Annotated in this window: 24 protein-coding genes; 11 read left to right on the top strand and 13 right to left on the bottom strand. The window is 67.3% G+C overall.

Going from position 1 to position 22248, the window contains the following annotated elements:
* Positions 1–219 carry a twin transmembrane helix small protein gene (locus A9K58_RS18385; protein WP_049416782.1) on the bottom strand — a complete coding sequence of 73 codons (219 nt, stop codon included), beginning with the start codon at positions 217–219 and terminating at the stop codon, positions 1–3.
* Positions 220–276: 57 nt separating this feature from the next.
* Between A9K58_RS18385 and A9K58_RS18380 the strand changes: the two genes are divergently transcribed.
* From A9K58_RS18380 to A9K58_RS18360, 5 genes are all read left to right on the top strand, one after another.
* Entirely contained in the window at positions 277–984 is a 708-nt protein-coding gene (locus tag A9K58_RS18380) for an SURF1 family protein (RefSeq protein WP_065200712.1), read from the top strand.
* A 108-nt stretch (positions 985–1092) separates the two neighbouring features.
* Complete coding sequence (locus tag A9K58_RS18375) at positions 1093–1662, top strand: hypothetical protein (protein ID WP_065200711.1); 570 nt, start codon at positions 1093–1095, stop codon at positions 1660–1662.
* A gap of 10 nt (positions 1663–1672) precedes the next feature.
* The gene (locus A9K58_RS18370) at positions 1673–2836 is read left to right on the top strand and encodes a COX15/CtaA family protein (protein ID WP_065200710.1); all 1164 of its coding nucleotides are present in this window, start codon (positions 1673–1675) and stop codon (positions 2834–2836) included.
* Positions 2837–2840: 4 nt separating this feature from the next.
* Positions 2841–3734 carry a heme o synthase gene (gene cyoE / locus A9K58_RS18365; RefSeq protein WP_065200709.1) on the top strand — a complete coding sequence of 298 codons (894 nt, stop codon included), beginning with the start codon at positions 2841–2843 and terminating at the stop codon, positions 3732–3734.
* Positions 3735–3889: 155 nt separating this feature from the next.
* Positions 3890–4711, top strand: a complete 822-nt coding sequence (locus A9K58_RS18360) for a TraB/GumN family protein (RefSeq protein ID WP_065200708.1) — start codon at positions 3890–3892, stop codon at positions 4709–4711.
* Between the two features lie 83 nt (positions 4712–4794).
* Here the strand turns inward: A9K58_RS18360 and A9K58_RS18355 are convergent, their stop codons facing one another.
* The 6 genes from A9K58_RS18355 to rpsU all read right to left on the bottom strand — a co-directional run bounded on the left by A9K58_RS18355 (position 4795) and on the right by rpsU (position 9932).
* A complete protein-coding gene (locus A9K58_RS18355; protein WP_065200707.1) occupies positions 4795–5766 on the bottom strand; it encodes a bile acid:sodium symporter family protein in 972 nt (323 codons plus the stop codon).
* Positions 5767–5791: 25 nt separating this feature from the next.
* The gene (locus tag A9K58_RS18350) at positions 5792–6286 is read right to left on the bottom strand and encodes a protein tyrosine phosphatase family protein (RefSeq protein WP_065200706.1); all 495 of its coding nucleotides are present in this window, start codon (positions 6284–6286) and stop codon (positions 5792–5794) included.
* Between the two features lie 28 nt (positions 6287–6314).
* On the bottom strand, positions 6315–8054 hold the full coding sequence (dnaG, locus tag A9K58_RS18345) for a DNA primase (protein ID WP_065200705.1): 1740 nt from the start codon (positions 8052–8054) through the stop codon (positions 6315–6317).
* A 60-nt stretch (positions 8055–8114) separates the two neighbouring features.
* The gene (locus tag A9K58_RS18340; RefSeq protein WP_065200704.1) at positions 8115–9035 is read right to left on the bottom strand and encodes a YihY/virulence factor BrkB family protein; all 921 of its coding nucleotides are present in this window, start codon (positions 9033–9035) and stop codon (positions 8115–8117) included.
* A 104-nt stretch (positions 9036–9139) separates the two neighbouring features.
* Complete coding sequence (locus tag A9K58_RS18335; protein ID WP_065200703.1) at positions 9140–9583, bottom strand: GatB/YqeY domain-containing protein; 444 nt, start codon at positions 9581–9583, stop codon at positions 9140–9142.
* Positions 9584–9716: 133 nt separating this feature from the next.
* Complete coding sequence (gene rpsU / locus A9K58_RS18330) at positions 9717–9932, bottom strand: 30S ribosomal protein S21 (protein WP_002808376.1); 216 nt, start codon at positions 9930–9932, stop codon at positions 9717–9719.
* A gap of 166 nt (positions 9933–10098) precedes the next feature.
* On the opposite strand from rpsU, the gene tsaD reads away from it, so the two are divergent.
* The gene (tsaD, locus tag A9K58_RS18325) at positions 10099–11124 is read left to right on the top strand and encodes a tRNA (adenosine(37)-N6)-threonylcarbamoyltransferase complex transferase subunit TsaD (protein ID WP_065200702.1); all 1026 of its coding nucleotides are present in this window, start codon (positions 10099–10101) and stop codon (positions 11122–11124) included.
* A gap of 33 nt (positions 11125–11157) precedes the next feature.
* Here tsaD and A9K58_RS20140 read toward each other — a convergent pair whose 3' ends face one another.
* Positions 11158–11376: a hypothetical protein gene (locus A9K58_RS20140; protein ID WP_331250486.1), complete on the bottom strand. Its 219-nt coding sequence runs from the start codon at positions 11374–11376 to the stop codon at positions 11158–11160.
* Between the two features lie 791 nt (positions 11377–12167).
* On the opposite strand from A9K58_RS20140, the gene folB reads away from it, so the two are divergent.
* From folB to A9K58_RS18300, 4 genes are all read left to right on the top strand, one after another.
* On the top strand, positions 12168–12521 hold the full coding sequence (gene folB, locus A9K58_RS18315; protein ID WP_065200701.1) for a dihydroneopterin aldolase: 354 nt from the start codon (positions 12168–12170) through the stop codon (positions 12519–12521).
* A gap of 66 nt (positions 12522–12587) precedes the next feature.
* Entirely contained in the window at positions 12588–13859 is a 1272-nt protein-coding gene (locus tag A9K58_RS18310; RefSeq protein WP_065200700.1) for a mechanosensitive ion channel family protein, read from the top strand.
* Between the two features lie 128 nt (positions 13860–13987).
* Positions 13988–16162 (top strand): glycoside hydrolase family 3 N-terminal domain-containing protein, encoded by a 2175-nt coding sequence (locus A9K58_RS18305; protein ID WP_065200699.1) that lies wholly within the window; start codon positions 13988–13990, stop codon positions 16160–16162.
* 129 nt (positions 16163–16291) lie between these two features.
* Positions 16292–16849 (top strand): hypothetical protein, encoded by a 558-nt coding sequence (locus tag A9K58_RS18300; RefSeq protein ID WP_065200698.1) that lies wholly within the window; start codon positions 16292–16294, stop codon positions 16847–16849.
* A gap of 45 nt (positions 16850–16894) precedes the next feature.
* Here the strand turns inward: A9K58_RS18300 and A9K58_RS18295 are convergent, their stop codons facing one another.
* Positions 16895–18061, bottom strand: coding sequence for a PQQ-dependent sugar dehydrogenase (locus A9K58_RS18295; protein ID WP_065200697.1), 1167 nt, complete (start codon positions 18059–18061; stop codon positions 16895–16897).
* A 168-nt stretch (positions 18062–18229) separates the two neighbouring features.
* Here A9K58_RS18295 and yiaA point away from each other — a divergent pair, with 168 nt between their 5' ends.
* The gene (gene yiaA / locus A9K58_RS18290) at positions 18230–18682 is read left to right on the top strand and encodes an inner membrane protein YiaA (protein WP_065200696.1); all 453 of its coding nucleotides are present in this window, start codon (positions 18230–18232) and stop codon (positions 18680–18682) included.
* A 55-nt stretch (positions 18683–18737) separates the two neighbouring features.
* Here yiaA and A9K58_RS18285 read toward each other — a convergent pair whose 3' ends face one another.
* From A9K58_RS18285 to A9K58_RS18270, 4 genes are all read right to left on the bottom strand, one after another.
* Positions 18738–19079, bottom strand: a complete 342-nt coding sequence (locus tag A9K58_RS18285) for a hypothetical protein (protein WP_065200695.1) — start codon at positions 19077–19079, stop codon at positions 18738–18740.
* A gap of 111 nt (positions 19080–19190) precedes the next feature.
* Positions 19191–20492, bottom strand: a complete 1302-nt coding sequence (locus A9K58_RS18280) for an APC family permease (protein ID WP_065200694.1) — start codon at positions 20490–20492, stop codon at positions 19191–19193.
* Complete coding sequence (locus tag A9K58_RS18275) at positions 20489–21250, bottom strand: L,D-transpeptidase family protein (RefSeq protein ID WP_065200693.1); 762 nt, start codon at positions 21248–21250, stop codon at positions 20489–20491. Before A9K58_RS18275 ends, A9K58_RS18280 begins: the two co-directional genes overlap by 4 nt.
* 15 nt (positions 21251–21265) lie before the next feature.
* Positions 21266–22114 carry a MurR/RpiR family transcriptional regulator gene (locus tag A9K58_RS18270; protein ID WP_065200692.1) on the bottom strand — a complete coding sequence of 283 codons (849 nt, stop codon included), beginning with the start codon at positions 22112–22114 and terminating at the stop codon, positions 21266–21268.
* Between the last annotated feature and the right edge of the window lie 134 nt (positions 22115–22248).

Raw genomic sequence — 22248 nt, 5'->3', positions numbered from 1 at the left:
TCAGCCGCCGACGCCGTGCGGCTTGATCCAGCCCATGTAGATGCTCACGATCACCAGTACGATCAACGCCACCGACACCGCGATGCGGCGGGTCAGGGCGTTGACCGTGCGCTTGGTCTGGCCGCGGTCGACCAGCAGGTAGTACAGGCCGGCGCCCAGATTCCAGACGATGACGATCAGAAACGCGATTACCAGCAGGGTCTTCAGCGAATCACTCATGCGCGGCTCGAGGGCAGGATGGATGTGCCTATCTGATCGCGTTTGCGCGGACTTGTCATGATGCGCCAGCACACGCGCCTGCTCGGATGGGTGCTGGCACTGCTGGCGATGGCCGCTTTCAGCGCATTGGGGATGTGGCAGCTGCAGCGCATGCATGCCAAACAGGCAATGTTGGATGCGCAGGGCCCCGCTGTGGCCCAGGCACTACCGCTGGTTCAGGCCCTGGCGGCACCGGGCGCGTTGCACGGCGTGGCCGACCACGGCCGTTTCCTGCCCGGCGTGGTGCTGCTGGACAACCAGACCCGGCACGGGCGCGCCGGGGTGAAGATCTACCGCCCATTCCGCAGTGACGAAGGCAGCGTGCTGCTGGTCGACCTTGGTTGGCGAGCGCTGCCGCCGGACCGCACCCTGCCGGACGTGCCTGCGCCACCGTCGCCGGTGGCAGTGCGCGGTTTGCTGGCGCCGCCGCCGTCGGCGGGTCTGGCGCTGGGGCCGGCGTTTTCTGCCACCGGTGAGGCTGGGCGCTGGCTGGCCAGCCGGTTGCCCGCCGAGGGCCTGGCCAAAGCGCTTGGCTTGCCGGCATTGCCTGAACGCGTGCTGCGGCTGGACCCGGCGCTGCCGTTCGGCGACGAACGCGATCTGGACCTGCTGCCGAACACGCTGCCGCCGCAGCGCCATCTGGGCTACGCCGTGCAGTGGTTCGGGCTGGCGCTGACCGTGCTGGTGGTGGCGTTGCTGCTGGAGTGGCGCAGGAGGCGTCGTTGATCCGGTCCGGTGGGTGCCGGCCTGGGTCGGCACCGTTTCCCCCGGCCAAGATCGGGGGCTACCAGAGCGCCCCGGCATCCGTTACCCAACCATGAGAAAATGTCCCGCATGAACACTGCCATGTCCCCGCAGGCGCGCGGCTCCGGCCGCCGCACCCTGGTGCTGCTGTTTGCCGTGTTCTTCGGGGCGATGGCGCTGGCTGCCGTGCTGCGCTTCTCCGGATGGCAGCCGGCCGCGCACCGCAATGCGGGCCAACTGCTGGAACCCCCGGTGGATCTGCGCCAGCAGGCGCCGACGTTGGCCAGCGGCGAGCCCTACCCGTGGAATCCCGAGGCACGGACCTGGCGCCTGCTGGTCGCCCCGGCCGGCGCCTGTGACGCGCAGTGCGTCACTTTGTCGCAGGGACTGGGCAAGGTGTGGCAGCTGTTCGGCCATAACGCCGATAATGTGGAGATCCTGTGGCTGGGTACGCCACCGGCGTCGATTGCCTCGCTGCCCGCGTTGCGGCCGCTGGCTCCGTCGCCCGTTCTACGCGCGGCCCTGCCGGGCGTCGATGACCCGGCGGGACTGCCGGTCTACGTGATCGATCCGAACGGCTTCGTGATCATGCGCCATGCCCCGGGCTCCGACCTCGGCGGCCTGCGCAAGGACATGGCCACGTTGCTGAAACTGAAGTGAGTCCCGTTTGATGAGCCTTTCCGTGCGTCCGGCGCTGCCCCGCAATTTCCACCGCCTGGCGTGGTTCGCCATGATCATGACCGCAAGCACGATCATGTTCGGCGCCTTCGTCCGCCTGTCCGATGCCGGCCTGAGCTGCCCGGATTGGCCGACCTGCTACGGTCGCGCCACCTGGCCGCAGCATATCGAGGAGACCGTCGGCCATCCGGCTGCGGAGATCCGTCCGCTGGAGACTCACAAGGCCTGGCGCGAGCAGGTGCACCGCTTCCTGGCCGGCGCGCTGGGCATCGAGATCCTGACCCTGGCCCTGTTGGCCACGCGCAGGCGGCGCTTCGGCACCACGGCGGTGGTGACCGCCTGCGTGCTGGTGGCGGCTGGCATACCGCTGTACATGATGGGCTGGCATGGGATCGCCAGTACCCTGGCGTTGATCGGCGAGGCGATATTGCTGATTGCCGCATTGCGCTGGAGCAACATCGACCTGGCGCGCGCTGCATTGCTTACCCTAGCGGTAGTGATCTTCCAGGCGCTGCTGGGCATGTGGACGGTAACGCTGCTGCTCAAGCCCATCGTGGTGATGGGCCACCTGCTGGGCGGCATGCTGATGTTCGCGCTGCTGGCCTGGATGGCCTGGCGCGCCACGCACCTGCCGATCACCCTGGCCGAGGCGCCGAAGCTGAAGTGGCTGCTGCGCGTCGGTGTGGCCGTGCTGGTCACCCAGATTGCACTGGGCGGTTGGGTCAGCGCCAACTATGCCGCGCTGGCCTGCGGCGGCGGCAGCGCCTCGCTGGACAATTTCCCGCGCTGCGCCAACCAGTGGTGGCCGCAGCACAACTTCATCGAAGGTTTCACCCTGTGGCGCGGCATCGGCGTGGACTACGAGGGGGGCGTGCTCGATGGCGCTTCGCGCATCGCCATCCAGATGGCGCACCGCATGTTCGCGGTGGTGGTGGCCGCCTACCTGCTGTGGCTGGGCCTGCGACTGTTCCGCCTGCCGAGCATGCGTGGCTGGGCCAGCGCATTGATCGCGCTGCTGGTGCTGCAGGTTACCCTCGGCATCCTCAACGTGAAGCTGGCACTGCCGCTGGGAGTGGCGGTGGCGCATAACGGCGTGGCCGTTGCCCTGTTGTTCGTGCTGGTCAGCCTGCTGGCCCGCCTGCGTGCCCCGGACTGATTCGATGTTTTCCAACTACCGCCAGTACTGGGACCTGACCAAGCCCAAGGTCGTCGCCCTGATCGTGTTCACCGCCCTGGTCGGCATGGTCCTGGCCATTCCCGGCGTACCGAGCTGGGAGCAGGTGCGGTCCGGCCTGCTCGGCTTCCTCGGCATCTGGTTGGCGGCCTCGGCCGCGGCAGCGATCAACCAGCTGCTGGATGCGCATATCGATGCGCAGATGGCGCGTACCTCGTGGCGCCCGCTGGTGGTGGGCAAGGTCAAGCCGTGGCAGGTGCTGGTGTTCGCCGGCGTGCTGATCGGGCTGTCGATGGCGATCCTGGTGCTGTGGGTGAATCTGATCACTGCGGTGCTGACGTTTGCCTCGCTGATCGGGTACGCGGTGATCTACACCGTGTACCTCAAGCGCGCGACATCGCAGAACATCGTCATCGGCGGCTTGGCCGGTGCGATGCCGCCGATGCTGGGCTGGGCTGCAGTGACCGGCATGCAGGGGCCGTCGGACTGGGCGTATTCGTCGCTGCTCGTGCTGATCATTTTCATCTGGACGCCGCCGCACTTCTGGGCACTGGCGATCTTCCGCCGCGAGGACTACGCCAAGGCGGAAATCCCCATGCTGCCGGTCACCCACGGCGTGGTGCACACCCGCAAGCAGATCCTGGTGTACTCGGTAGTGCTGGCGCTGGTCTGCCTGCTGCCGTACCTGGTGGGCATGAGCGGTGCGTTCTACCTGGGCGGAGCGATCGTGCTCAACGCCGTGTTCCTCTGGTACGCCTGGCGCATGCTCGACCCGCCGGACGAGCTTTTCTCGATGAAGATGTTCTATTACTCCATCGTCTACCTGATGGCGCTGTTTGCCTTCCTGCTGGTCGACCACTGGATCCTGCCGTGGTTGTGACCTCATCCGAGGCGCCAGTCCAATGTAGAGCCGAGCCCGTGCTCGGCTGAGGGTGGATTGGAAGAGCAGCCGAGCGTGGGCTCGGCTCTGCACTTGATCTCTTCCAGCGGCGTCGCCATTGCTGTTCCTGACCTCAGGAAAAGGAAGGAGCAGGGATGCATTCGATCTTCCGCTGGACCGCCGCGCTGCTGTTGGCGCTGGGCATGGCCCTCAGTGCGCATGCCGACGACACCGCCGCGCAGATCCGCCAGCATGCCGGTGACCATCGCCTCATCGTGCTGGGAGAGCTGCATGGCACCCGTGAAGTCCCGGTGCTGGTGCGCGAAATGATGGAGGCCTACGCGGCCGATGGCGCACCGGTGCGGTTGGCATTGGAGCTGCCGACCGGCGAGAACGAAGCGCTGGCGACCTATCTGGCCTCTGCCGGCACGGCCAAGGCGCGCGCTGCATTGCGTGGCACGACGTATTGGAACGTCCGCAGCCGCATGCATGACGGCCGTCGCAGCGAGGACATGCTCGACCTGATCGAAGCGGCGCGCGTGCTGCGTACCCGAGGGCGCGACGTGCAGGTATTCGGTTTCGATCGCGTGTTGCCTGCCGAAACCGCAGGCAGTGGAGCACGCGACCGGGTAATGGCCGAAGAAGTACGGGCGCGCGCGCAGGCGCTACCGAACAACGGGCGGCTACTGGTGCTGACCGGCAACGTGCATGGCATGCGTACGCAACCGAAGATGATTGCGTACCCGCCGATGACGTCGCTGCTGAAGGATCTGGACGTTTACAACGTCCGCATCGAAGCGCGCGGTGGAGAGGGCTGGGGATGTACGGCGGTTGAGCACTGCGGAGCGCGACCGCTGCGCGGTCATGCGGGGGCATCGCCCAGAGTGGATACCGATGCCGACCGCAGCTACGACCTGTGGGTATGGTTGCCACGCTTCAGCGTGGCGCGTTTGCTGGACCGCGATTCGGTCTGGTGAGCATCCGCTGTTCAACGACCAGCCGAGCATGGGCTCGGCTCTACAGTAGATCCACGCCACGCGTGGAGGATCTTCCGGTCAGGTCAGGGCTTGCGTCGCGCGTACCGTTGCGCGATCACGCCGCAGACGATCAGCTGGATCTGGTGATAGATCATTACCGGCAGCACGATGGCACCGAGGCTGCCTCCAGCGAACAACACCTTGGCGATCGGCACGCCGGTGGCCAGGCTCTTCTTCGACCCACAGAACACGATGGCGATCTCGTCCTCACGGTTGAAGCGCAGCCGGCGGGCGATGAAAGTGATCAGCGGCATGGCGATGCCGAGCAGCACGGCAGCCACCACGGCCACGGCCAGCAACGAGAGCAGCGGTGTCTTGCTCCACAACCCTTCGGTCACCGCTTCGCCGAACGCCGAATACACCACCAGCAGGATCGTGCCCTGGTCGGTGTAGCGCAGCAGCGCGCGCTGCTTCTCCACCCAGCCGGCAATCCACGGCCGCAGCAGGTGGCCGGCCACGAACGGCACCAGCAGCTGCAGCATGATGCCGCCGATCGCGTGCAGTGGGTCATGCACGCCGCCGGAGGTGCCGGCCAGCGCGGTCAGCAGCAGTGGGGTCAGGAACACGCCGAGGATGCTCGACAGCGATGCGCTGCATACCGCCGCGGGCACGTTGCCATGCGCCATCGAGGTGAACGCGATGGACGACTGCACGGTGGAGGGCAGGGTGCACAGGAACAGCACGCCCAGATACAGCTCCGGGGTCAGCAGCCAGCCCGACAGCGGCCTGCACAGCAGTCCCAGCAGTGGGAACAGGAGGAAAGTGCAGGCCAGGATGGTCAGGTGCAGGCGCCAGTGCAGCATGCCGCCGATGATCGACTCGCGCGGCAGCCGCGCGCCATGCAGGAAGAACAGCGCGGCGATGGCGACGGTGGTGACATCGTCGAGGACGATGGCCGCGGCACCCTTCATGGGCAGCAGCGAGGCCAGGCCGACCGTGCACAGCAGGGCAAGGGTGAAGTTGTCCGGTCGCAGGCGCGACCACCAGCGGGTCATCGTGGGCAGGTTCCTGGGAAGCGAATCAGGGTGAGGTGACCGGCGCGGCCAGGCGCTGCCGGGTCGCCGATTCCAGTGACTTCAGGCCGGCGCGCTGGCCCAGCTGCAGTGCGTGCTCAGGGCTGGCATGTTCATAGCGCGCGTTGACCAGGCCAAGTACCGCACCGGCGCGGTTGCCGGTGGCACAGTGCAGCAGCACCGGCCCCTCGCTCTGCTGCAATGCGCGGTGCACGGCGCGCACGTTGGCCGCGTCCAGGCCCTCGGCACCGGCTATCGGAATGCGTACGTAGCGCAGGCCCAGCGACTCGGCCACGCCGGTTTCGTCGAAACCGCGGTCCTCGCCGGGCTGGCGCAGATCGATCACCGTGCGCACCCCCTGCGCGGCCAACGCCTGCAGCTGCCCAGCACTGGGCTGGCCACCGGCATGCAGGCCGGGACGGACTTCGGGAAGCGGAGTTCCGGCGGAGGCGGGCAGGGTGAGGGGCAGCAACAACAGCAGGCAGGTCAGGCGCAGCAGCATGGTCTTCTCCATGAAAAGCGTTCTGCCACTACAGGCGCAGTCCGGCGCGGGCCTTGAGCAACTCGCGCAGTTCGTACTTGTCAGTATCGTCCAGGCCCTGCTGCCGCTGCTTTGCCAACAACTCCTCCAGCCGTTGCTGCAACAGCTGTTTTTCCAGCTGGGCCACCGCATCGTGCAGTTCCTGGGTCCAGGTCGCTTCGGTGCCGGGCAGCGTCTGCGCGGCCAGTGCGTGCAGCGAGGCCTGTTCCTCACGGCCGTCGAAGTGCTGCAGCAGGGCGCCGGTGCTGATGTCCGGACGCTGTTCGACCAGCGCCAGCAGTTCCAGCAGCAGTTCCACGCCCGGCAGGCGCAGGCCCTGGAAATGGTGCTGGCCACCCAGGGTCAGGGCCAGCGACGGTTGCTGCAGCAGCACGGCGATCGCGCCGCGCACCAGGCTGCGCCTGGCGACGGGCTGGATCGTCCGTTGCGGCTGCCGCTGCGGCAGCGGCGCACGTGAAGCCGGGGCGCTGCCGCCGAGGCCGGTCAGCTGCGCCAGCTGCTGCTTCATCAGGTCGCCGAAGGCACCGTCGGGGATCTGTGCCAGCATCGGCCTGGCACGCTCGGCCAGGCGCGCCTTGCCGTCCAGCGTGGCCAGGTTGATTTCGCGGGTGAGCTCGTCGAAGAAGAACTGTGACAGCGGCGTGGCCTGCTTCAGCCGCTCATTGAATGCCTCGGCACCTTCCTTGCGCACGATGGTGTCCGGGTCCTCGCCATCGGGCAGGAACAGGAAGAAGGCCTGGCGGCCATCCTTCATGCGCGGCAGCACCGACTCCAGCGCCTTCCAGCCGGCGCGGCGGCCGGCGGCGTCGCCGTCGAAGCAGAAGAACACGTCCGGCGCGTTGCGGAACAGCAGCTCGGCATGGTCCGGCGTGGTGGCGGTACCCAGCGTGGCCACCGCCTGGGTGACGCCGAACTGGAACAGCGAGACCACGTCCATGTAGCCCTCGACCACGATCAACCGCTCGATCTTCTGGTTGGCCTGGCGCACCTGCCACAGGCCGTACAGTTCGCGGCCCTTGTGGAAGAGGGCGGTCTCGGGCGAATTGAGGTACTTGGGGCCGTCGTCCTTCTCGAACACGCGGCCGCCGAAGGCGATCACCCGGCCACGGCGGTCGAAGATCGGGAACATGACGCGGTCGCGGAACTTGTCGTAGACATGGCCGCGATCGTTCTTGGAGAACAGGCCGGCACGATCGAGCAGCTTCATGCGCCGCTCGTCCTTGCCCAGCGCATCGCGCAGGCCGCTGTAGCCGTCGGGCGCATAGCCAATCTGGAAGCGCGTGCGGTTTTCTTCGTCCACCCCACGGCTCTCGAGATACGCGCGTGCCTTGTCGCTGCCTTCCAGGTTCTTCTGGAAGAAGCGAGTGGCGGCCTCCAGCGCCGAGTACAGCTCGCGGCTGTCATCCTGCTGCTGGGGGCTGCGCGGGTTCTCGTTGCGCGGTACCTCCATGCCGGCGCGCTTGGCCAGCTCGTCCACCGCGTCGAGGAACTCGAGGCGGTCGTAGTTCATCAGGAAGCTGATCGCGGTGCCATGCGCACCGCAGCCGAAGCAGTGATAGAACTGCTTGGTCGGCGAAACCGTGAACGACGCCGAGCGCTCGTCGTGGAACGGGCAGCGCGCTGCGTATTCCTTGCCCTGGCGTTTCAACGGCACGCGGCTGCCCACCACCTCGACGATGTCGGTGCGGGCCAGCAGGTCGTCAATGAAGGCGTCGGGGATACGGGCCATGGGCAACGGGAAGGACGCAGCACGAGGCTGCGTGCGGGTAAGCGGGACAGTCCCCCTAGTTTACCCCCTGCCGGGCACCTGGCTGGGGCGGGCCGGGTCGATGCCCGCTGCGGCCAGCTGGTGGCGGGCGCGCAGGCGTTCGTCGATGACCGCCGTCATCAATGCACCCACGAAGAACACCACGGTGGCGTAGTAGATCCAGACCAGCGAGATCACCAGTGCACCCATCGAGCCATACGCACTGCCGGGCGCGACGGTGGCGATATAGACGCCAATGCCATAGCGACCCAGCGCAAACAGCGCCGAGGTGATGGCACCGCCGATGAAAGCCTGGCGCCAGGCCACGCGGCGATCAGGCAGGTAGTGGTACATGAATGCAAAACCCATTGCGTACAGCAGCAGGCTGGTGAGGTAGCCGATGGCCGGCAGGATCGACGGCAGCTGCGCGAAGGCGACCTGCAGCACTGTGGTTGCGGTCATCGACAGGATCAGCAGGAAACCCAGGGCCAGCACCACGCCGAACGAGAACACGCGCTTGCGCAGCCAGGCCCTGATCCCCTCCAGCCGTTGGCCGCTGGTGTGGAAGATCCGGTTCAGTGCGTTCTGCAGCTGGGCGAACACGGCGGTGGCACCGATGAACAGCAGCAGCGTGCTCCACAGGCCCGCCAGCGACCCGACGTCGGGCTGGTTGTCGGCATTCTTCAGCACGGTTTCGGCCACGGTGGCCGCACTGCTGCCCGCCACCGAACTGACCTGGTCGACCAGCGCCTGCTGGGCGGGCGGGTACAGCGACGCGGTCAGCCACAACAGCAGTACCAGCAGCGGAGCCATCGACAGCAGCGCGTAGAAGGAGACGGAGGCGGCCTGGGTCAGCACGTCGACGTCAATGAAGCGCTTGGCCACTGCCATCGGAAAACTGTCCTGCAGGCGCTCGAGGTACTTGTGCAGGGACACGGGAACGTTGGGCTCGGGTTCAACCATGGGTGTGGTTGTAGCAGGCGGCCAACGAAGGTGCGGTGAAGCGCGCGACGCCTGGGGCCAGAGCCCTTCCGCGCTGCGGAAGGGATCCGACCCCGGATGCGGGCTTACGCCAGCTGCTGCTTGACCAGCTTAGACACCAGGCCCATGTCGGCCTGGCCGGCGAGCCTGGGCTTCAGTGCGCCCATCAGCTTGCCCATGTCGGCCGGGCCGGAGGCGCCCGTTTCGGCGATGGCGGCCTGGATGGCGGCCACAATCTCGGCTTCGCCCAGCTTGGCCGGCAGGTAGGCTTCGATCACCGCGATTTCAGCGCGCTCGATCGCGGCCAGGTCTTCGCGGTTGGCAGCTTCGTACTGGCTGACCGAATCCCTGCGCTGCTTGACCATCTTGTCGAGTACGGCGATCACGGCGGTATCGTCGAGCTCGATGCGCTCGTCCACTTCCTTCTGCTTGATTGCGGCGTTGATCAGGCGGATCACGCCGAGCTTGTCCTTCTCGCCCGCCTTCATGGCGGCCTTCATGTCATCGGTGAGCTGCTGCTTCATGCTCATGAGGAACCTCGTGGTGGTGGTGGGGCGGGGCGGATGCCCGGACCCGGAAACGCAAAAAGCCGGCGACGCTCGCGCGTGCCGGCTCCGGCTTCACCGCGTCAGGACGAGCCCGCCGCAATGAAGATGCGTCCGATCAGTACAGGCGCTGACGCTTGGTGACGTCGCGCGACGAGCGGCGCAGCTGGCGCTTCACAGCAGCGGCGGCCTTGCGCTTGCGCTCCTGGGTCGGCTTTTCGTAGAACTCGCGCTTGCGGGTTTCGGCCAGCACACCGGCCTTTTCGCAAGTGCGCTTGAAGCGGCGAAGAGCAAACTCGAAGGGCTCGTTCTCGCGGACTTTGACGCTGGGCATGGAATCTCCGGGACACAGTAGAACCGGGTCACGCCCGGCGAGCCGCACATTATAGCGGCGAATGGACAAACTGCAAGCGACCAACCCTGAATGCGGGTTCGGCCTTTGAAAGCGGCAAGACCTGCGCGTTCCCCGAGGGGACGGCAGGGGCGTCATAATAGCAGGCATGCGAGTTCTCGGCATCGAATCTTCCTGTGATGAGACCGGCGTGGCGGTGTATGACACCGGCGTGGCCGGCAGCGCGGCCCTGCGCGCCCATGCGGTCTACAGCCAGATCGCCCTGCATGCCGAATATGGCGGCGTGGTGCCCGAGCTGGCCAGCCGCGATCACGTCCGCAAGCTGCTGCCGCTGGTGCGCCAGACCCTGGCCGAAGCGGGCCTGGGCGTGGGCGACATCGACGGCGTGGCCTACACGGCCGGCCCCGGCCTGGTCGGCGCGTTGCTGGTCGGTGCGGGCGTGGCCCGCTCGCTGGCCTGGGCGTTGGAGGTTCCAGCGGTGGGCGTACACCATATGGAAGGCCACCTGCTGGCCCCGTTGATGGAAGACGACCCGCCGCAGGCCCCGTTCGTGGCGCTGCTGGTATCAGGCGGCCACACCCAGCTGGTGGCGGTGGACGCCATCGGCAAGTACCGCCTGCTCGGCGAGACCCTGGACGATGCGGCCGGCGAAGCCTTCGACAAGACCGCCAAGCTGATGGGCCTGCCGTACCCGGGCGGCCCCCAGTTGGCCAGGCTGGCTGAGCAGGGGACGCCGGGTGCCTACCGTTTCGCGCGGCCGATGACCGACCGCCCCGGGCTGGATTTCAGCTTCTCCGGCCTGAAGACCCAGGTCCTGATGGCCTGGCGCGACAGCGACCAGAGCGAACAGACCCGTGCCGACATCGCCCGGGGCTTTGAAGACGCCGTGGTCGAGACCCTGTCGATCAAGTGCGAGCGCGCGCTGGAAGCCGCCGGCACCAACGTGATCGTGGTGGCCGGCGGCGTCGGCGCCAACAAGCGCCTGCGTGCACGCCTGCAGCAGATGGCCGAGCGGCTCGGCGGCCGTGCCTGCTTCCCACGGCCGGCACTGTGCACCGACAACGGCGCAATGATCGCTTTCGCCGGCGCGCTGCGCCTGCAGGCCGGCCAGCACAGTCCGCCGAAGGTGGACGTGACCCCGCGCTGGGACATGGCGACGCTGCCGGCGGTGTGAGCCAGTAGCGCCGGGCCATGCCCGGCGGACGCATTACGGACGCGGTACCAACGGCGACGCCGCCAGCACGGTCGTCGCCCGCTCATGGCGCTGCAGCCAGCCCAGCGTGTGTGGGCAACGGGCATGGATCAGCCGCCCGATCGCGGCCAGGTCGGCGCCGATGTCGCGCTCGAGGATGGGCTCGTGATGGGCGATGTGGTTGCGCAGGCGGCGGATGCGGTCGAGGTCTGCGTGGATGTTCGCGCGGACCACGCTGAGAAGCAGTCTGTGGCGCGTGCGGTAACGCAATCTTCAAGCCCCGCGTCCAGATGGCTCCCTCGAAGCGCCGGGTGAAAAGCTGCTGCCAGAACGCGAAGCGAAGGCTGGCGATGATCTCCGGAGGGTCCATCCGACGATCTGCCTGTCCATGGATTTGCTGCAAGGTCGACAACGCGCCATCTGCTGGCATCCGCTGCAGCAGTGCAGGATGCCAGGGCCAGCGCGGCCCAAAGGCATGCGCCAGCGCCGCGGCCACCGCGTTGCGGATTACGATTTCGCAGACGTGCAGGGGGGATAACAGCGCGCCGCACATCTGCATGTTCCATACGTAAAGCGAGGCGGCATCCAAAGAGTGCCGGTCCGCGATACGTTTGTACGTCGCCCACCGTGGGCGTGACAGCGCTGCCTGCAGGATTCGTTGCTCTCTCATCAAATACGGAACCACATGGCGGATCATCAGCCTGTGCTGGCTGCCGCTGGCGTGATATCGGGCAACGCCGCCGCGTCAGGCAGCAGAATTCCTGTGCCGCCTAAGGCTTCCTCCAGCTTGTCGCGATTGACTCTGGACCGTGGAGGGAATGAACGTCATGGTCTGCATCGTGTGCTCCGGGACTCGCGGCTGGATTCCAGCTCCCCCCGGGGACGTTGAGAGGTACCAAAGGGCCCCGCTAGCAGGGCCCTTTGTCTTTTCCGGGCCGCCCCATGCCGGCGGTCCACCGACCGTTCCGGGCAGGCTCACCGCCGTACCGTTACCATGGTCGCCTGTATTCGTGCTGGTAAGCGCAATGGACAAGGTTTTCATCGAGGGGCTGACGATCGACGCCCTGATCGGCATCTACGATTGGGAACGACGGATCCGCCAGGACCTGGTGTTCGACCTGGAAATGGGCTTCGACAATCGTCGCCCCGCGGCTACCGACGACATTGCCCATACCCTGAACTACAAGGCGGTGAGCAAGCGCCTGGAGCAGTTCGTGCGCGAATCGGACTTCGGACTGGTGGAAACCCTGGCCGAGCGCTGCGCGCAGATCGTGCTGGACGAATTTGAGGTGAAATGGCTGCGCCTGAAGCTGAGCAAGCCGGGCGCGGTACGCGGCGCGCGCGCGGTGGGCGTGATCATCGAACGCACGCGGGACTGACCCGCGGGTGATGCCGGCCGGGCGCCGGCGACCGGAAAATGCACTGGAACAGACAGGAGACAACGGATGGTGGACGCGGTGGTGGCGGTACAGTGGCTGGAACGGCTGCAGAACACACTGGAACCCTATCCCGGCGCCTACCTGGCGTTGATGATCTCGGCCCTGCTGATCGCCGCGGGGCTGGCCAATTGGGTGACCAAGCGCATCCTGCTGCGCGGCCTGCGACGCCTGCTCAGCCGCCTGCCGGGCGCCGACACCGGTCGCGGCAGCCATCTGATGCGGGTGATCTCGCGGCTGTCGAACGTGGTACCCAGCCAGGTGATCGCCTCGGGCATCGTGCTGGTGCCGGACCTGCCCGAGCGCCTGGTCGGGATGATCGTCGGCCTGTGTACCGCATGGGCGGTGCTGACCCTGGCGCTGGCCGTCTCGCACGCGCTGGACGCGGCCAACACCCTGTACGAGCGCAAGCCGGATGCGCGCAACAAGCCGATCAAGGGCTACCTGCAGGTGGTCAAGATCGTGGTGTTCGTGGCCGCCGGCCTATCCATCGTCGCCACCCTGCTGGGGGTCAAGCTGGGGCCGCTGGTCACCGGTCTGGGCGCGGCCACGGCAGTGCTGATGCTGATCTTCCAGGACACCATCCTGTCGCTGGTGGCCAGCGTGCAGATCAGCGGTGATGGCCGCGTGCGCATCGGCGACTGGATCGAGATGCCCAGCCAGAATGCCGACGGCGATGTGATCGACATCGCGCTGCACACCGTCACCGTGCAGAACTTCGACAAGACGATCACTACCATCCCGACCAAGAAGCTGGTGACCGAGTCGTTCAAGAACTGGCGCGGCATGCAGGAGGCCGGTGGCCGCCGGATCAAGCGCGCGCTGTATCTGGACCAGCACAGCGTCGGCTTCCTGGACGAGGGCGACCTGGCCTTCCTCGGCCAGTTCGCGCTGCTGCGCGACTACCTGCGCGACAAGGAACAGGAGCTGGGGCAGTGGAACGGGCGCCTGCGGGAGCAGGGCGTGGCCGAGGTGAACAGCCGCCGGGTAACCAACCTGGGCACTTTCCGCGCCTATGTGGAGCGCTACCTGCGCAGCCACCCAGGCATCCATACCGACATGACCCTGCTGGTGCGGCAGCTGCAGCCGACCACCGAGGGCCTGCCCCTGGAGCTGTACTGCTTCACCCGCAGCACGGCGTGGGCCGAATACGAGGCCGTGCAATCGGACATCTTCGACCACCTGCTGGCGATCCTGCCGGCCTTCGGCCTGCGCGTGTTCCAGGCCTCCAGCGATGCCATGTTGATGGCCGGGCAGCGCCAGTTGGCCGGGTCGGAGTAAGCTGCGAAGCCTCCGGCGGGGCCATACGGACCCCGCTGGTGGCTGAAACTGAATGAAGAAACCTCTCGCCAAATGGCTCGGGATCGCTAGAATGCCGAGCTTGTAAACGTTTTCATCAAGGACTGCCGGTGGCCTCCGAACGCATCGAATCCCTCATTGCCCAGATGACCGTCGAGGAAAAGGTCGGCCAGCTGGGTGTCTTCGCGGACATGGTCCGCCCGTTCGCCCCGGACGTGAACCCGGAAGCCAACGTGCGCAATGCCGACCAGGTGCTGCAGCAGGTGCGCGAGGGCAAGGTCGGCTCGCTGTTCAATGGCGTGGGCGCCGAGCTGGGCCGTCGTATCCAGCAGGTCGCCACCGAGGAGAGCCGCCTGGGCATCCCGGTGATCCTGGCCGCCGACGTCATCCACGGCATGCGCACCGTGTTCCCGATTCCGCTGGGCGAGGCCGCCAGCTTCGAGCCGGAGCTGGCCGAGCGCACCGCGCGCGCCACCGCGATCGAGGCCACGGCCGCTGGCCTGCACTGGACCTACGCCCCGGCCGTGGATATCGCCCGCGACCAGCGCTGGGGCCGTGGCGCCGAAGGTGCCGGTGAGGACGTGGTGCTGGGCTGTGCGTTCGCCGCCGCCCGCGTGCGCGGCTTCCAGGGCAGCGACCTGCGCGCCGCCGATTCGCTGCTGGCCACGCCGAAGCACTTCGCCGCCTATGGCGCGGTGATGGCCGGCATGGAATACAACATGGTGGACATCTCGCCGCAGACCCTGCGCGACGTGCACCTGCCGCCGTTCAAGGCCGCCTTCGACGCTGGCGCGATCACCGTGATGTCCTCGTTCAACGACATCAACGGCGTACCGGCCAGCGCCAATGCCGAACTGCTGACCGATATCCTGCGCGGCGAATGGAAGTTCCCGGGCGTGGTGATCTCCGACTACACCGCCGACATGGAGCTGGTCGCGCACGGCTATGCCGCCGACGACCGCGATGCCACCGCCAAGGCGTTCACCGCCGGCCTGGACCTGAGCATGCAGAGCGGCTTCTATGCCGAGCACCTGCCGGGCCTGGTCGAGAGCGGCGAGGTGCCGATGGCAGTGCTGGATGAGGGCGTGCGCCGCATCCTGTGGCTGAAGGAAACCATCGGCCTGTTCGACGACCCGTACCGTTCGCTGGACCCGGCACGCGAAGCCGATACGTCGCACATCGCCGCGCATGATGAACTGTCGCGCGACGCCGCGCGCCGTTCGATCGTGCTGCTGAACAACCGCGACAACGTGCTGCCGCTGCAGAAGACCGGGCAGAAGATCGCGCTGATCGGCCCGTTCGTGCAGGACCGCGAGAACATCGAAGGCTGCTGGACCCTGTTCGGTGACAAGCAGCGTTACGTGGATCTGGAAACCGGCGTGCGTGCCGCCATCGGCGATGCGTCGCTGCTGGAGATCGTGCCGGGCTGCGAACTGGAAACCGCGATTGCGGGTGGCACCGAAGCGGCCGTGGCGGCCGCGCTGCGCGCCGACGTGGTGGTGCTGGCGCTGGGCGAGCCGCAACGCTACAGCGGCGAGGCGCAGTCGCGGGTGGAAATCACCCTGCCGCCGGCACAGCAGGCGCTGGCCGAGGCGGTAGCAATGACCGGCAAGCCGCTGGTGGTACTGCTGCGCAATGGCCGCGCGCTGGCACTGCAGGGCGCAGTGCGCAATGCGCACGCCGTGGCAGTGACCTGGTACCTGGGCACGCAGACCGGCCATGCCGTGGCCGATGTGCTGTTCGGCGACTACAGCCCGTCCGGCCGCCTGCCGGTCAGCTTCCCGCAGGTGTCCGGCCAGCAGCCGTACTTCTACAACCACCCACGCACCGGCCGCCCGGAACTGCCGACCATGTCGGAGTTCAAGGCCCGCTGGCGCGAGATTCCGAACGAGCCGCTGTACCCGTTCGGACACGGCATCGGCTACACCACGTTCGCCTACGGCGTGCCGCAGCTGAGCGCTGCCCAGCTCGGCTGGGACGACACCCTGACCATCACCACCACGCTGACCAACACCGGCAGCGTTGCTGGCGAGGAAGTCGTGCAGCTGTACATCCACGACCGCGTGGCCAGCCGGGTGCGGCCGGTGCGCGAGCTGAAGGACTTCCGCAAGGTGGCGCTGCAGCCGGGCGAGTCGACCGAAGTGGTGTTCACCCTGGGCCGCGAGCAGCTGGCCTTTACCGGCCGCGACGGTGTGCTGCGCGCCGAGCCGGGCCTGTTCGACCTGTGGGTGTGCGCGTCCTCGGCGGCCGGCGAAGCGGTGCAGTTCGAGCTGCTGAAGGCCTGATCGAGAAAAAGGGGACGGAGGGGATTAAGTCGTTTGTGCCACTAACGACTTAATCCCCTCCGTCCCCTTTTTGTTGTCCTCACTGCGGCGGCGCTACCATCGGGCTTCCTGTTTCGATGGAGTGCGCGCATGCGCCGGATGGCCCACCTGATTCCCGCCCTGCTGCTGGCGGCCTGTTCGCAGCCGGCACCGCCGGCCGAACCTGCGGCCGATGCGCCGCCGCCTATGGAGGCTGCGGCGGCACCTGCGGCAACGCCTGCCGCTGGCCCCGCCGCCGCGCCGGCCACGCCTGCAGCGGAGGCACCCGGGGAGGAGGAAGCAGCGCCCGTGGAAGATGCGCGTGCGCGCATCGAGTCCCTGCTGGGCGACGCCGCGCAGTTCGAAAAGGTGTTCAACGCCTTCAAGGCAGCCGTGGTCGCTGGTGATCGCGCCGCAGTGGTCGAGGAAGTGCGCTTCCCCTTGAACGTCGGCGCTGGCAGGAAGATCACCGGTCCAAGCGAATTCCAGCGCAACTACGAAAAGATCATCACTCCGGAGGTGGTCAAGGCGGTGTCCGAACAGGACTTCGGCAAGGCCTTCGTCAACCAGCAGGGCGTGATGATCGGCAGTGGCCAGGTCTGGTTGAACGGGCAGTGCCTGGACAAGGCCTGCACGCAGACCGAAGTGAAGGTCATCACCATCCAGTGAACGCGAACGGCCCCGCGCGCGGGGCCGTTGCGGCCGGCACCTGCCTCAGGTCTTCGGCGTGAGCTTCAGCAGGCGCGCCTTGCTGCCGTCTTCCAGCAGCCACAGCGCGCCATCCGGGCCCTGTTCCACTTCGCGGATGCGCTCACCCATGTTGAAGCGCTCGGCTTCGCGCGCGCTGTCGCCTTCGAACGCCACGCGCACCAGCGAGGTCGAAGACAGGCCACCGATGAAGCCGCTGCCTTTCCACTGCGGGAACAGGGCGCCGCTGTAGATCACGAAGCCGGCGGGCGAGATCACCGGGGTCCAGGTGACCTTCGGTGCGGCAAATTCCGGGCGGGTGTCGTGGTCGGGAATCGGGCGGCCATCGTAGTGGTCGCCATTGGAGACGATCGGGTAGCCGTAGTTGGCACCGCGCTGGATCAGGTTCAGCTCATCGCCACCGGCGGGCCCCATCTCGTGGGCCCACAGCCGGCCGTTGGCATCGAACGCCATGCCGAGGATGTTGCGGTGGCCCAGCGACCATACCTGCGCGGCCACGCCGCCCTGCGAGGCGAACGGATTGTCGGCAGGCAGGCTGCCGTCGTCGTTGAGGCGGATGATCTTGCCGAGGTTGCCGCCCATGCCCTGCGCCGGATCGAACTTCTGGCGCTCGCTGGAGCTGATCCACAGCTTGCCGTCCGGGCCGAAGGCGAGGCGGTGACCGTAGTGGCCTTCACCGGCCACTTTCGGCGTCTGCCGCCAGATCACCTTCAGATCCTTCAGCTGGCCACCACCATTGGCATCGAGCGCCAGCGTGGCACGGGCCACGGCGGCACCGCGGGTATCGAGCGTGCCTTCCTCGGCATAGCTGAGGTAGATCGCGTGGTTGCGGGCGAACTGCGGATGCAGGATCACATCGCCGAATCCGCCCTGGCCGCCGTAGGCGACCCTGGGAACACCAGCGATCTCGTGCTTCTGGCCGCTGGCCAGGTCCAGGTGCTGCAGCCTGCCCCGCTTCTCGGTCACCAGCAGGTTCCCGTCCGGCAGGAACGTCATTGCCCATGGCTGGTCGAAGCGGCTGACCTCGGTGGTGGTGAATGGGCGCTGGCCGGCGGTCGTGGCCGGTGCCGCAGCCTGGACGCCGCCGGCGGCCGGATCGGCGGCATTGCACGCGGACGTGGTGGCGAGGATCGGCAGCAGGCCGAGAGCGAGCAGCAGGGGCATGCGGGTCATGGGTATCTCCAGGGCGGGGATGCGGATGGCCGGGCTGTACCTTGTATACCACCGGGACTGTGATCGTCGTGGGCCGAAAGTCCGGCACCCCCTGTGCGGCGGCTGCGGGATCGTCTAGGGTGGACACGCCCGGGCAAAGCGTGCCCGCCTGCCTGCCAAGGATCTGCAATGACCACTGCCACGCCCCCCAAGCCGTCTGCCGCCTTCATTGCTGCCTCGTGGGTGGCGCTGTTGCTGGGTGCGGCCGCTTACCTGATCGGCCTGTTCAACGCCACGATGGAGCTCAACGAGAAGGGCTACTACCTGACCCTGCTGCTGTTCGGCCTGTTCGCGGCCGTTTCGTTGCAGAAGAGCGTGCGCGACCGCGTCGAGGCCATCCCGGTCAGCGGCCTGTACTACGCACTGTGCTGGTTCGCGCTGCTGTCGGCGTTGATGCTGCTGCTGGTCGGGTTGTGGAACGCCACGCTGGCACCGAGTGAAAAGGGGTTCTATGGCATGGCCTATGCGTTGTCGCTGTTCGGCGCGGTAGCGGTGCAGAAGAACACCCGGGACCTGATCGCTGCCGGCGGTGGCGAGAGCAAGCGCAGCGCAGGTGTGCCGCCGCTGCCGGAACAGGAATGATCGACCCGGCGTAGAGCCGAGCCCACGCTCGGCTCTGCAGGGGAATCCAGTTCGGTCAGGTGCCGCGCGGCACGCCCTTGTCCAGCCGTTGGTCGAGGTTGACCGCTTCTTCCCAGCCGCGGCGCACGGCGTCGCGCGCCTGCGCCCATTCCAGGCGGCTGCGGCCACGCTCGCGGGTCCAGCGTGATTGCAGTTCGCCCTCGATCTCTTCATACGCGCGGATCATGTCCTGCACGCGGGCCGCGTGGCCGATGCGATAGGCCGGCTCATAGTCCTCGAAGAACAACCGGTCGTCGTAGTATGGCTCGGCGGTATAACGCTCGCGCCAGTAGTCGGAGATCGCATCACGCGGCATGCCGTCATCCGGCACACGGCCGGGGATCTGGTAGTCGGTCATCGAAGGGCTCCGTGATGGGCGAAGCCTGATGGTGCCTGCCTGCCGGTTAACCGCCCGGTCCGGCAGCGTGATCGCCGGATCAATGCGCCGGGCACGGCCCGGCGCTGACCGTCACCCGGCGTCGGCATCCTTGCGTGGCAGCAGGTAGATCACAGCCCCAATGGCGAATGCCACCAGCGCTGCGGCGATGTTCTGCCAGCTGGCGCTGGCGAACAGGGCCAGGCACAGCAGCAGCGCCAGCACCGGAATCAGTGGGCCGCCGGGCAGTGTCAACGCGCCCGGCCGGCCGGCGTAGCGCTTGGCCAGGACCAGTACCGCCGCGGCGGTACCCATGTAGGCGAACAGGCGCGTGGTCATCGACAGCAACGCCAGTTGCACGAACGAACCGGACAACGCCAGTCCGAGCGCGATCAGCCCCTGGCACAGGATCGACGCGGACGGGGTGTGGAAACGCGGATGCACCTGCGCCAGGATTTTCGGCCCGTAGCCATCGCGCGCCAGCGCGAACAGGAAGCGCGGGCCCATCATCATCGTGTTGCTGTTGGTGCCGAGGATGGAAATGGTGGCGCCGATGGTCAGGATCAGCGCCAGGGCTTCGCCGCCGAAGCCGGCAGCGGCATCGGCCAGCGGCGTGGCCGAACTGGCCAGGCCGGCCAGCGTGCCCTGTGCCACCACCTGCACCGCCCCGTAGATGACGGTCACCGTAATGATCATGGTGATCAGCGCGAACGGGATATCGCGGCGCGGGTTGCGGTACTCGCCCGCAGCGGCCGGGATGTTCTCGAAGCCGGCATAGGCATACAGCAGCAGCAACGCGGCCTCGCCCATGCGCTGCAGGTCGTGCGGATCCGGGCGCTGGCCGGAGAAGGCCAGCTGCGGGTCGATATAGAACGCGCCGATGGCCACGAACAGCAGCAGTGGCAGCATCTTGCCGATCACCAGCACCACGCCGGTGCGGGCGGCCGAGCGCACGCCGATGATGTTGACGCCGGTAAGAAAACCCAGTGACACGACGATCACCGCGATGCGGCCCAGGCCGGCACCGGCCCACGGCCAGAAGCGCGCGACCGCATCGGCCAGTGCATTGCTGAGTGCAGCCGCCGAACTGATGCGGGTCAGCCAGATCATCCAGCCGATCTCGAACCCGGCGAAGCGGCCAAAGGCCTCGCGCGCATAGAGGTAGCTGCCACCGGGCTCGTCGAAGTAGCTGGCGGCCTGCGCGTAGCACAGCACCAGCAGGGCAACCACGATGCCCGCCACGACCACGCCCCACAGGCTGAAGGGGCCGAGCAGGGCAACGGTGGCGGCCGGCAGCAGGTAAATGCCGCTGCCGATCACATCGTTGATCGACAGCCCGACGATCTGCCAGCGGCTGACCGCGCGCTGCAGCTGCGGTTCGTCCTGCGTGCTCAACGGCCGTCTCCATTCAGTGCAGGCAGCTGCCATTGCGCCTGCAGTCGCTTGTATTCGGCACGTGGCAGCAGCACGAAGCGCGGCGTATCCTGCGGCCGCAGCCAGTCCAGCAATGCCTGCATGCGTGCCTGCGGCATGGCGGTGCAGCCGGCGGTGGCCTCGCCGGGCTGGCGCCACAGATGGGCGAAGATGCAGCTGCCCTTGCCGGGCTGGTTGTCCGGGTTGTGCGCGATCACGAACCCTTCCTGGTAACGCATGTCGCCCTTGTTGTGCAGGTCCAGCCGCATCGGCTCGGTGGAGCCTTCCACGGCTGCCCTGCCGACCTTCTTCGCGTCGACGATGCGGTTGTAGAACGGCGACGCCGGCACATCCATGCAATAGCTGCTTTCGAGCATCGGCTGGTAGGCCATGGCCGTGCCTGGCCGTGTGACGGCATAGCCGAACGCGCTGCCGAGCGCGAACACGCCCGCCGGGCTGCGGCCATCGCCTTCCTGCTTCTGCGGACCATCGGCCTGCGCCGGGTGCAGGCCCAGGCCCCAGGCGCTGCCGGTGCGGCCCAGTGCCACCGGGAACGCCTGTCCATGCGCGTGCCAGCCCTTGCCGTCGCGCACAAAGGCCTGCAGCTGGCCTTGGGTGCTGTCCCAGCCATCGCTGGTGACCACGATCAGCTGGCGCGCACCCTCCAGCGGCGCGGCGTGGACGGACACCGCCGCGACAAGCAGCAGCGCAGCGGTAGCGAGACGGACCAGCGATTTCATCAACAGGTGCTCCGGTCAGGAATCCAGCAGGTGGTCGATCCGCTCCAGGTTCACCGCCAGGTGTTGCTGGCGGTCCGGATTGGCGTGGCAGAGCAGCACGAACAGGAAATCGAGCAGGGCGTGCATGGCACTACGGTACAGCAGCTGCGCGACCTGCGGCGTGCGGTCATGCGCGCAGACCACCAGGGCCGCATCGGCATGCGCACGCAGCGGGTTGGCGGTGTGGCGGGTGATGGAGACCACCTTGCCGCCCATGTCCTGGAACTGCCGCGACAACTGCGAAAGCTGGGGCAGGTTGCCGAACTCGGAGAACACCAGCAGCGCATCGCCGGGGCGCGCCGCCGACAGGTTGGCCAGCATCAGGATCGGGTCGGTATGCGGGACCACCAGCAGGCCGAGCAGCGACAGCCGCATGGCGAACTCGCGGGCGTACAGGCCGTCATCGCCCAGGCCATGCACGAACAGCTTCGGTGCACGGTCGAGCAACTGCACGATGCGTTCGATCTCTTCGCGTGGGTTGGCCAGGCGGGTTTCTTCCTCGGCCTGTGCCTTGCTGCGGCGCAGGGCCTCGCCCAGCTGCAGGTAGCCGTCGTCGCTGTCGGGCTGGCTGGGTGACTGCTGCGGGACCGCGCCGGCGCGGGCGACATCCTGGCCGATGGAGTACTTCAGGTCCGGGTAGCCCTTGAAACCGAGCTTCTGGCTGAATTTCACCACGCTGGACTGGCTGATGCCCAGTGCGCTGGCCAGCTGCTGGGACGAGTAGTCGCGCAGCAGGTGGGCATTGTCGAGGATGAAGTCGGCGATGCGGCGTTCGATGGCCGACATCTGCCCACGCTCGGCGCGGATCTTCAGCAGGGGCGGCATGCGGGGCGTCCGGGGGTTATCAAAAGCGTTGCGGTTGGTCGCGTAGAGCCTGTCATGGAATAGGTCGGGCGGGTGGGGTTTGCGGGGGGCGCCGCAAGTACGTCCGTGTAGGCTTGGCCGCCGCATCCATGCGG

It is taken from the genome of Stenotrophomonas maltophilia, from assembly GCF_001676385.1.
Lineage (GTDB): Bacteria > Pseudomonadota > Gammaproteobacteria > Xanthomonadales > Xanthomonadaceae > Stenotrophomonas > Stenotrophomonas maltophilia_J.
The sequence above is the reverse complement of the archived record's forward strand: the minus strand, read 5'-3'. Positions and strand labels throughout refer to the sequence as shown.

Bases quoted from the DNA above. Each gene is read 5' to 3' on its own strand.
- A9K58_RS18385 (WP_049416782.1), bottom strand. From the start codon at position 219: ATGAGTGATTCGCTGAAGACCCTGCTGGTAATCGCGTTTCTGATCGTC.
- A9K58_RS18380 (WP_065200712.1), top strand. From the start codon at position 277: ATGATGCGCCAGCACACGCGCCTGCTCGGATGGGTGCTGGCACTGCTG.
- A9K58_RS18375 (WP_065200711.1), top strand. From the start codon at position 1,093: ATGAACACTGCCATGTCCCCGCAGGCGCGCGGCTCCGGCCGCCGCACC.
- A9K58_RS18370 (WP_065200710.1), top strand. From the start codon at position 1,673: ATGAGCCTTTCCGTGCGTCCGGCGCTGCCCCGCAATTTCCACCGCCTG.
- cyoE (WP_065200709.1), top strand. From the start codon at position 2,841: ATGTTTTCCAACTACCGCCAGTACTGGGACCTGACCAAGCCCAAGGTC.
- A9K58_RS18360 (WP_065200708.1), top strand. From the start codon at position 3,890: ATGCATTCGATCTTCCGCTGGACCGCCGCGCTGCTGTTGGCGCTGGGC.
- A9K58_RS18355 (WP_065200707.1), bottom strand. From the start codon at position 5,766: ATGACCCGCTGGTGGTCGCGCCTGCGACCGGACAACTTCACCCTTGCC.
- A9K58_RS18350 (WP_065200706.1), bottom strand. From the start codon at position 6,286: ATGCTGCTGCGCCTGACCTGCCTGCTGTTGTTGCTGCCCCTCACCCTG.
- dnaG (WP_065200705.1), bottom strand. From the start codon at position 8,054: ATGGCCCGTATCCCCGACGCCTTCATTGACGACCTGCTGGCCCGCACC.
- A9K58_RS18340 (WP_065200704.1), bottom strand. From the start codon at position 9,035: ATGGTTGAACCCGAGCCCAACGTTCCCGTGTCCCTGCACAAGTACCTC.
- A9K58_RS18335 (WP_065200703.1), bottom strand. From the start codon at position 9,583: ATGAGCATGAAGCAGCAGCTCACCGATGACATGAAGGCCGCCATGAAG.
- rpsU (WP_002808376.1), bottom strand. From the start codon at position 9,932: ATGCCCAGCGTCAAAGTCCGCGAGAACGAGCCCTTCGAGTTTGCTCTT.
- tsaD (WP_065200702.1), top strand. From the start codon at position 10,099: ATGCGAGTTCTCGGCATCGAATCTTCCTGTGATGAGACCGGCGTGGCG.
- folB (WP_065200701.1), top strand. From the start codon at position 12,168: ATGGACAAGGTTTTCATCGAGGGGCTGACGATCGACGCCCTGATCGGC.
- A9K58_RS18310 (WP_065200700.1), top strand. From the start codon at position 12,588: ATGGTGGACGCGGTGGTGGCGGTACAGTGGCTGGAACGGCTGCAGAAC.
- A9K58_RS18300 (WP_065200698.1), top strand. From the start codon at position 16,292: ATGCGCCGGATGGCCCACCTGATTCCCGCCCTGCTGCTGGCGGCCTGT.
- A9K58_RS18295 (WP_065200697.1), bottom strand. From the start codon at position 18,061: ATGACCCGCATGCCCCTGCTGCTCGCTCTCGGCCTGCTGCCGATCCTC.
- yiaA (WP_065200696.1), top strand. From the start codon at position 18,230: ATGACCACTGCCACGCCCCCCAAGCCGTCTGCCGCCTTCATTGCTGCC.
- A9K58_RS18285 (WP_065200695.1), bottom strand. From the start codon at position 19,079: ATGACCGACTACCAGATCCCCGGCCGTGTGCCGGATGACGGCATGCCG.
- A9K58_RS18275 (WP_065200693.1), bottom strand. From the start codon at position 21,250: ATGAAATCGCTGGTCCGTCTCGCTACCGCTGCGCTGCTGCTTGTCGCG.
- A9K58_RS18270 (WP_065200692.1), bottom strand. From the start codon at position 22,114: ATGCCGCCCCTGCTGAAGATCCGCGCCGAGCGTGGGCAGATGTCGGCC.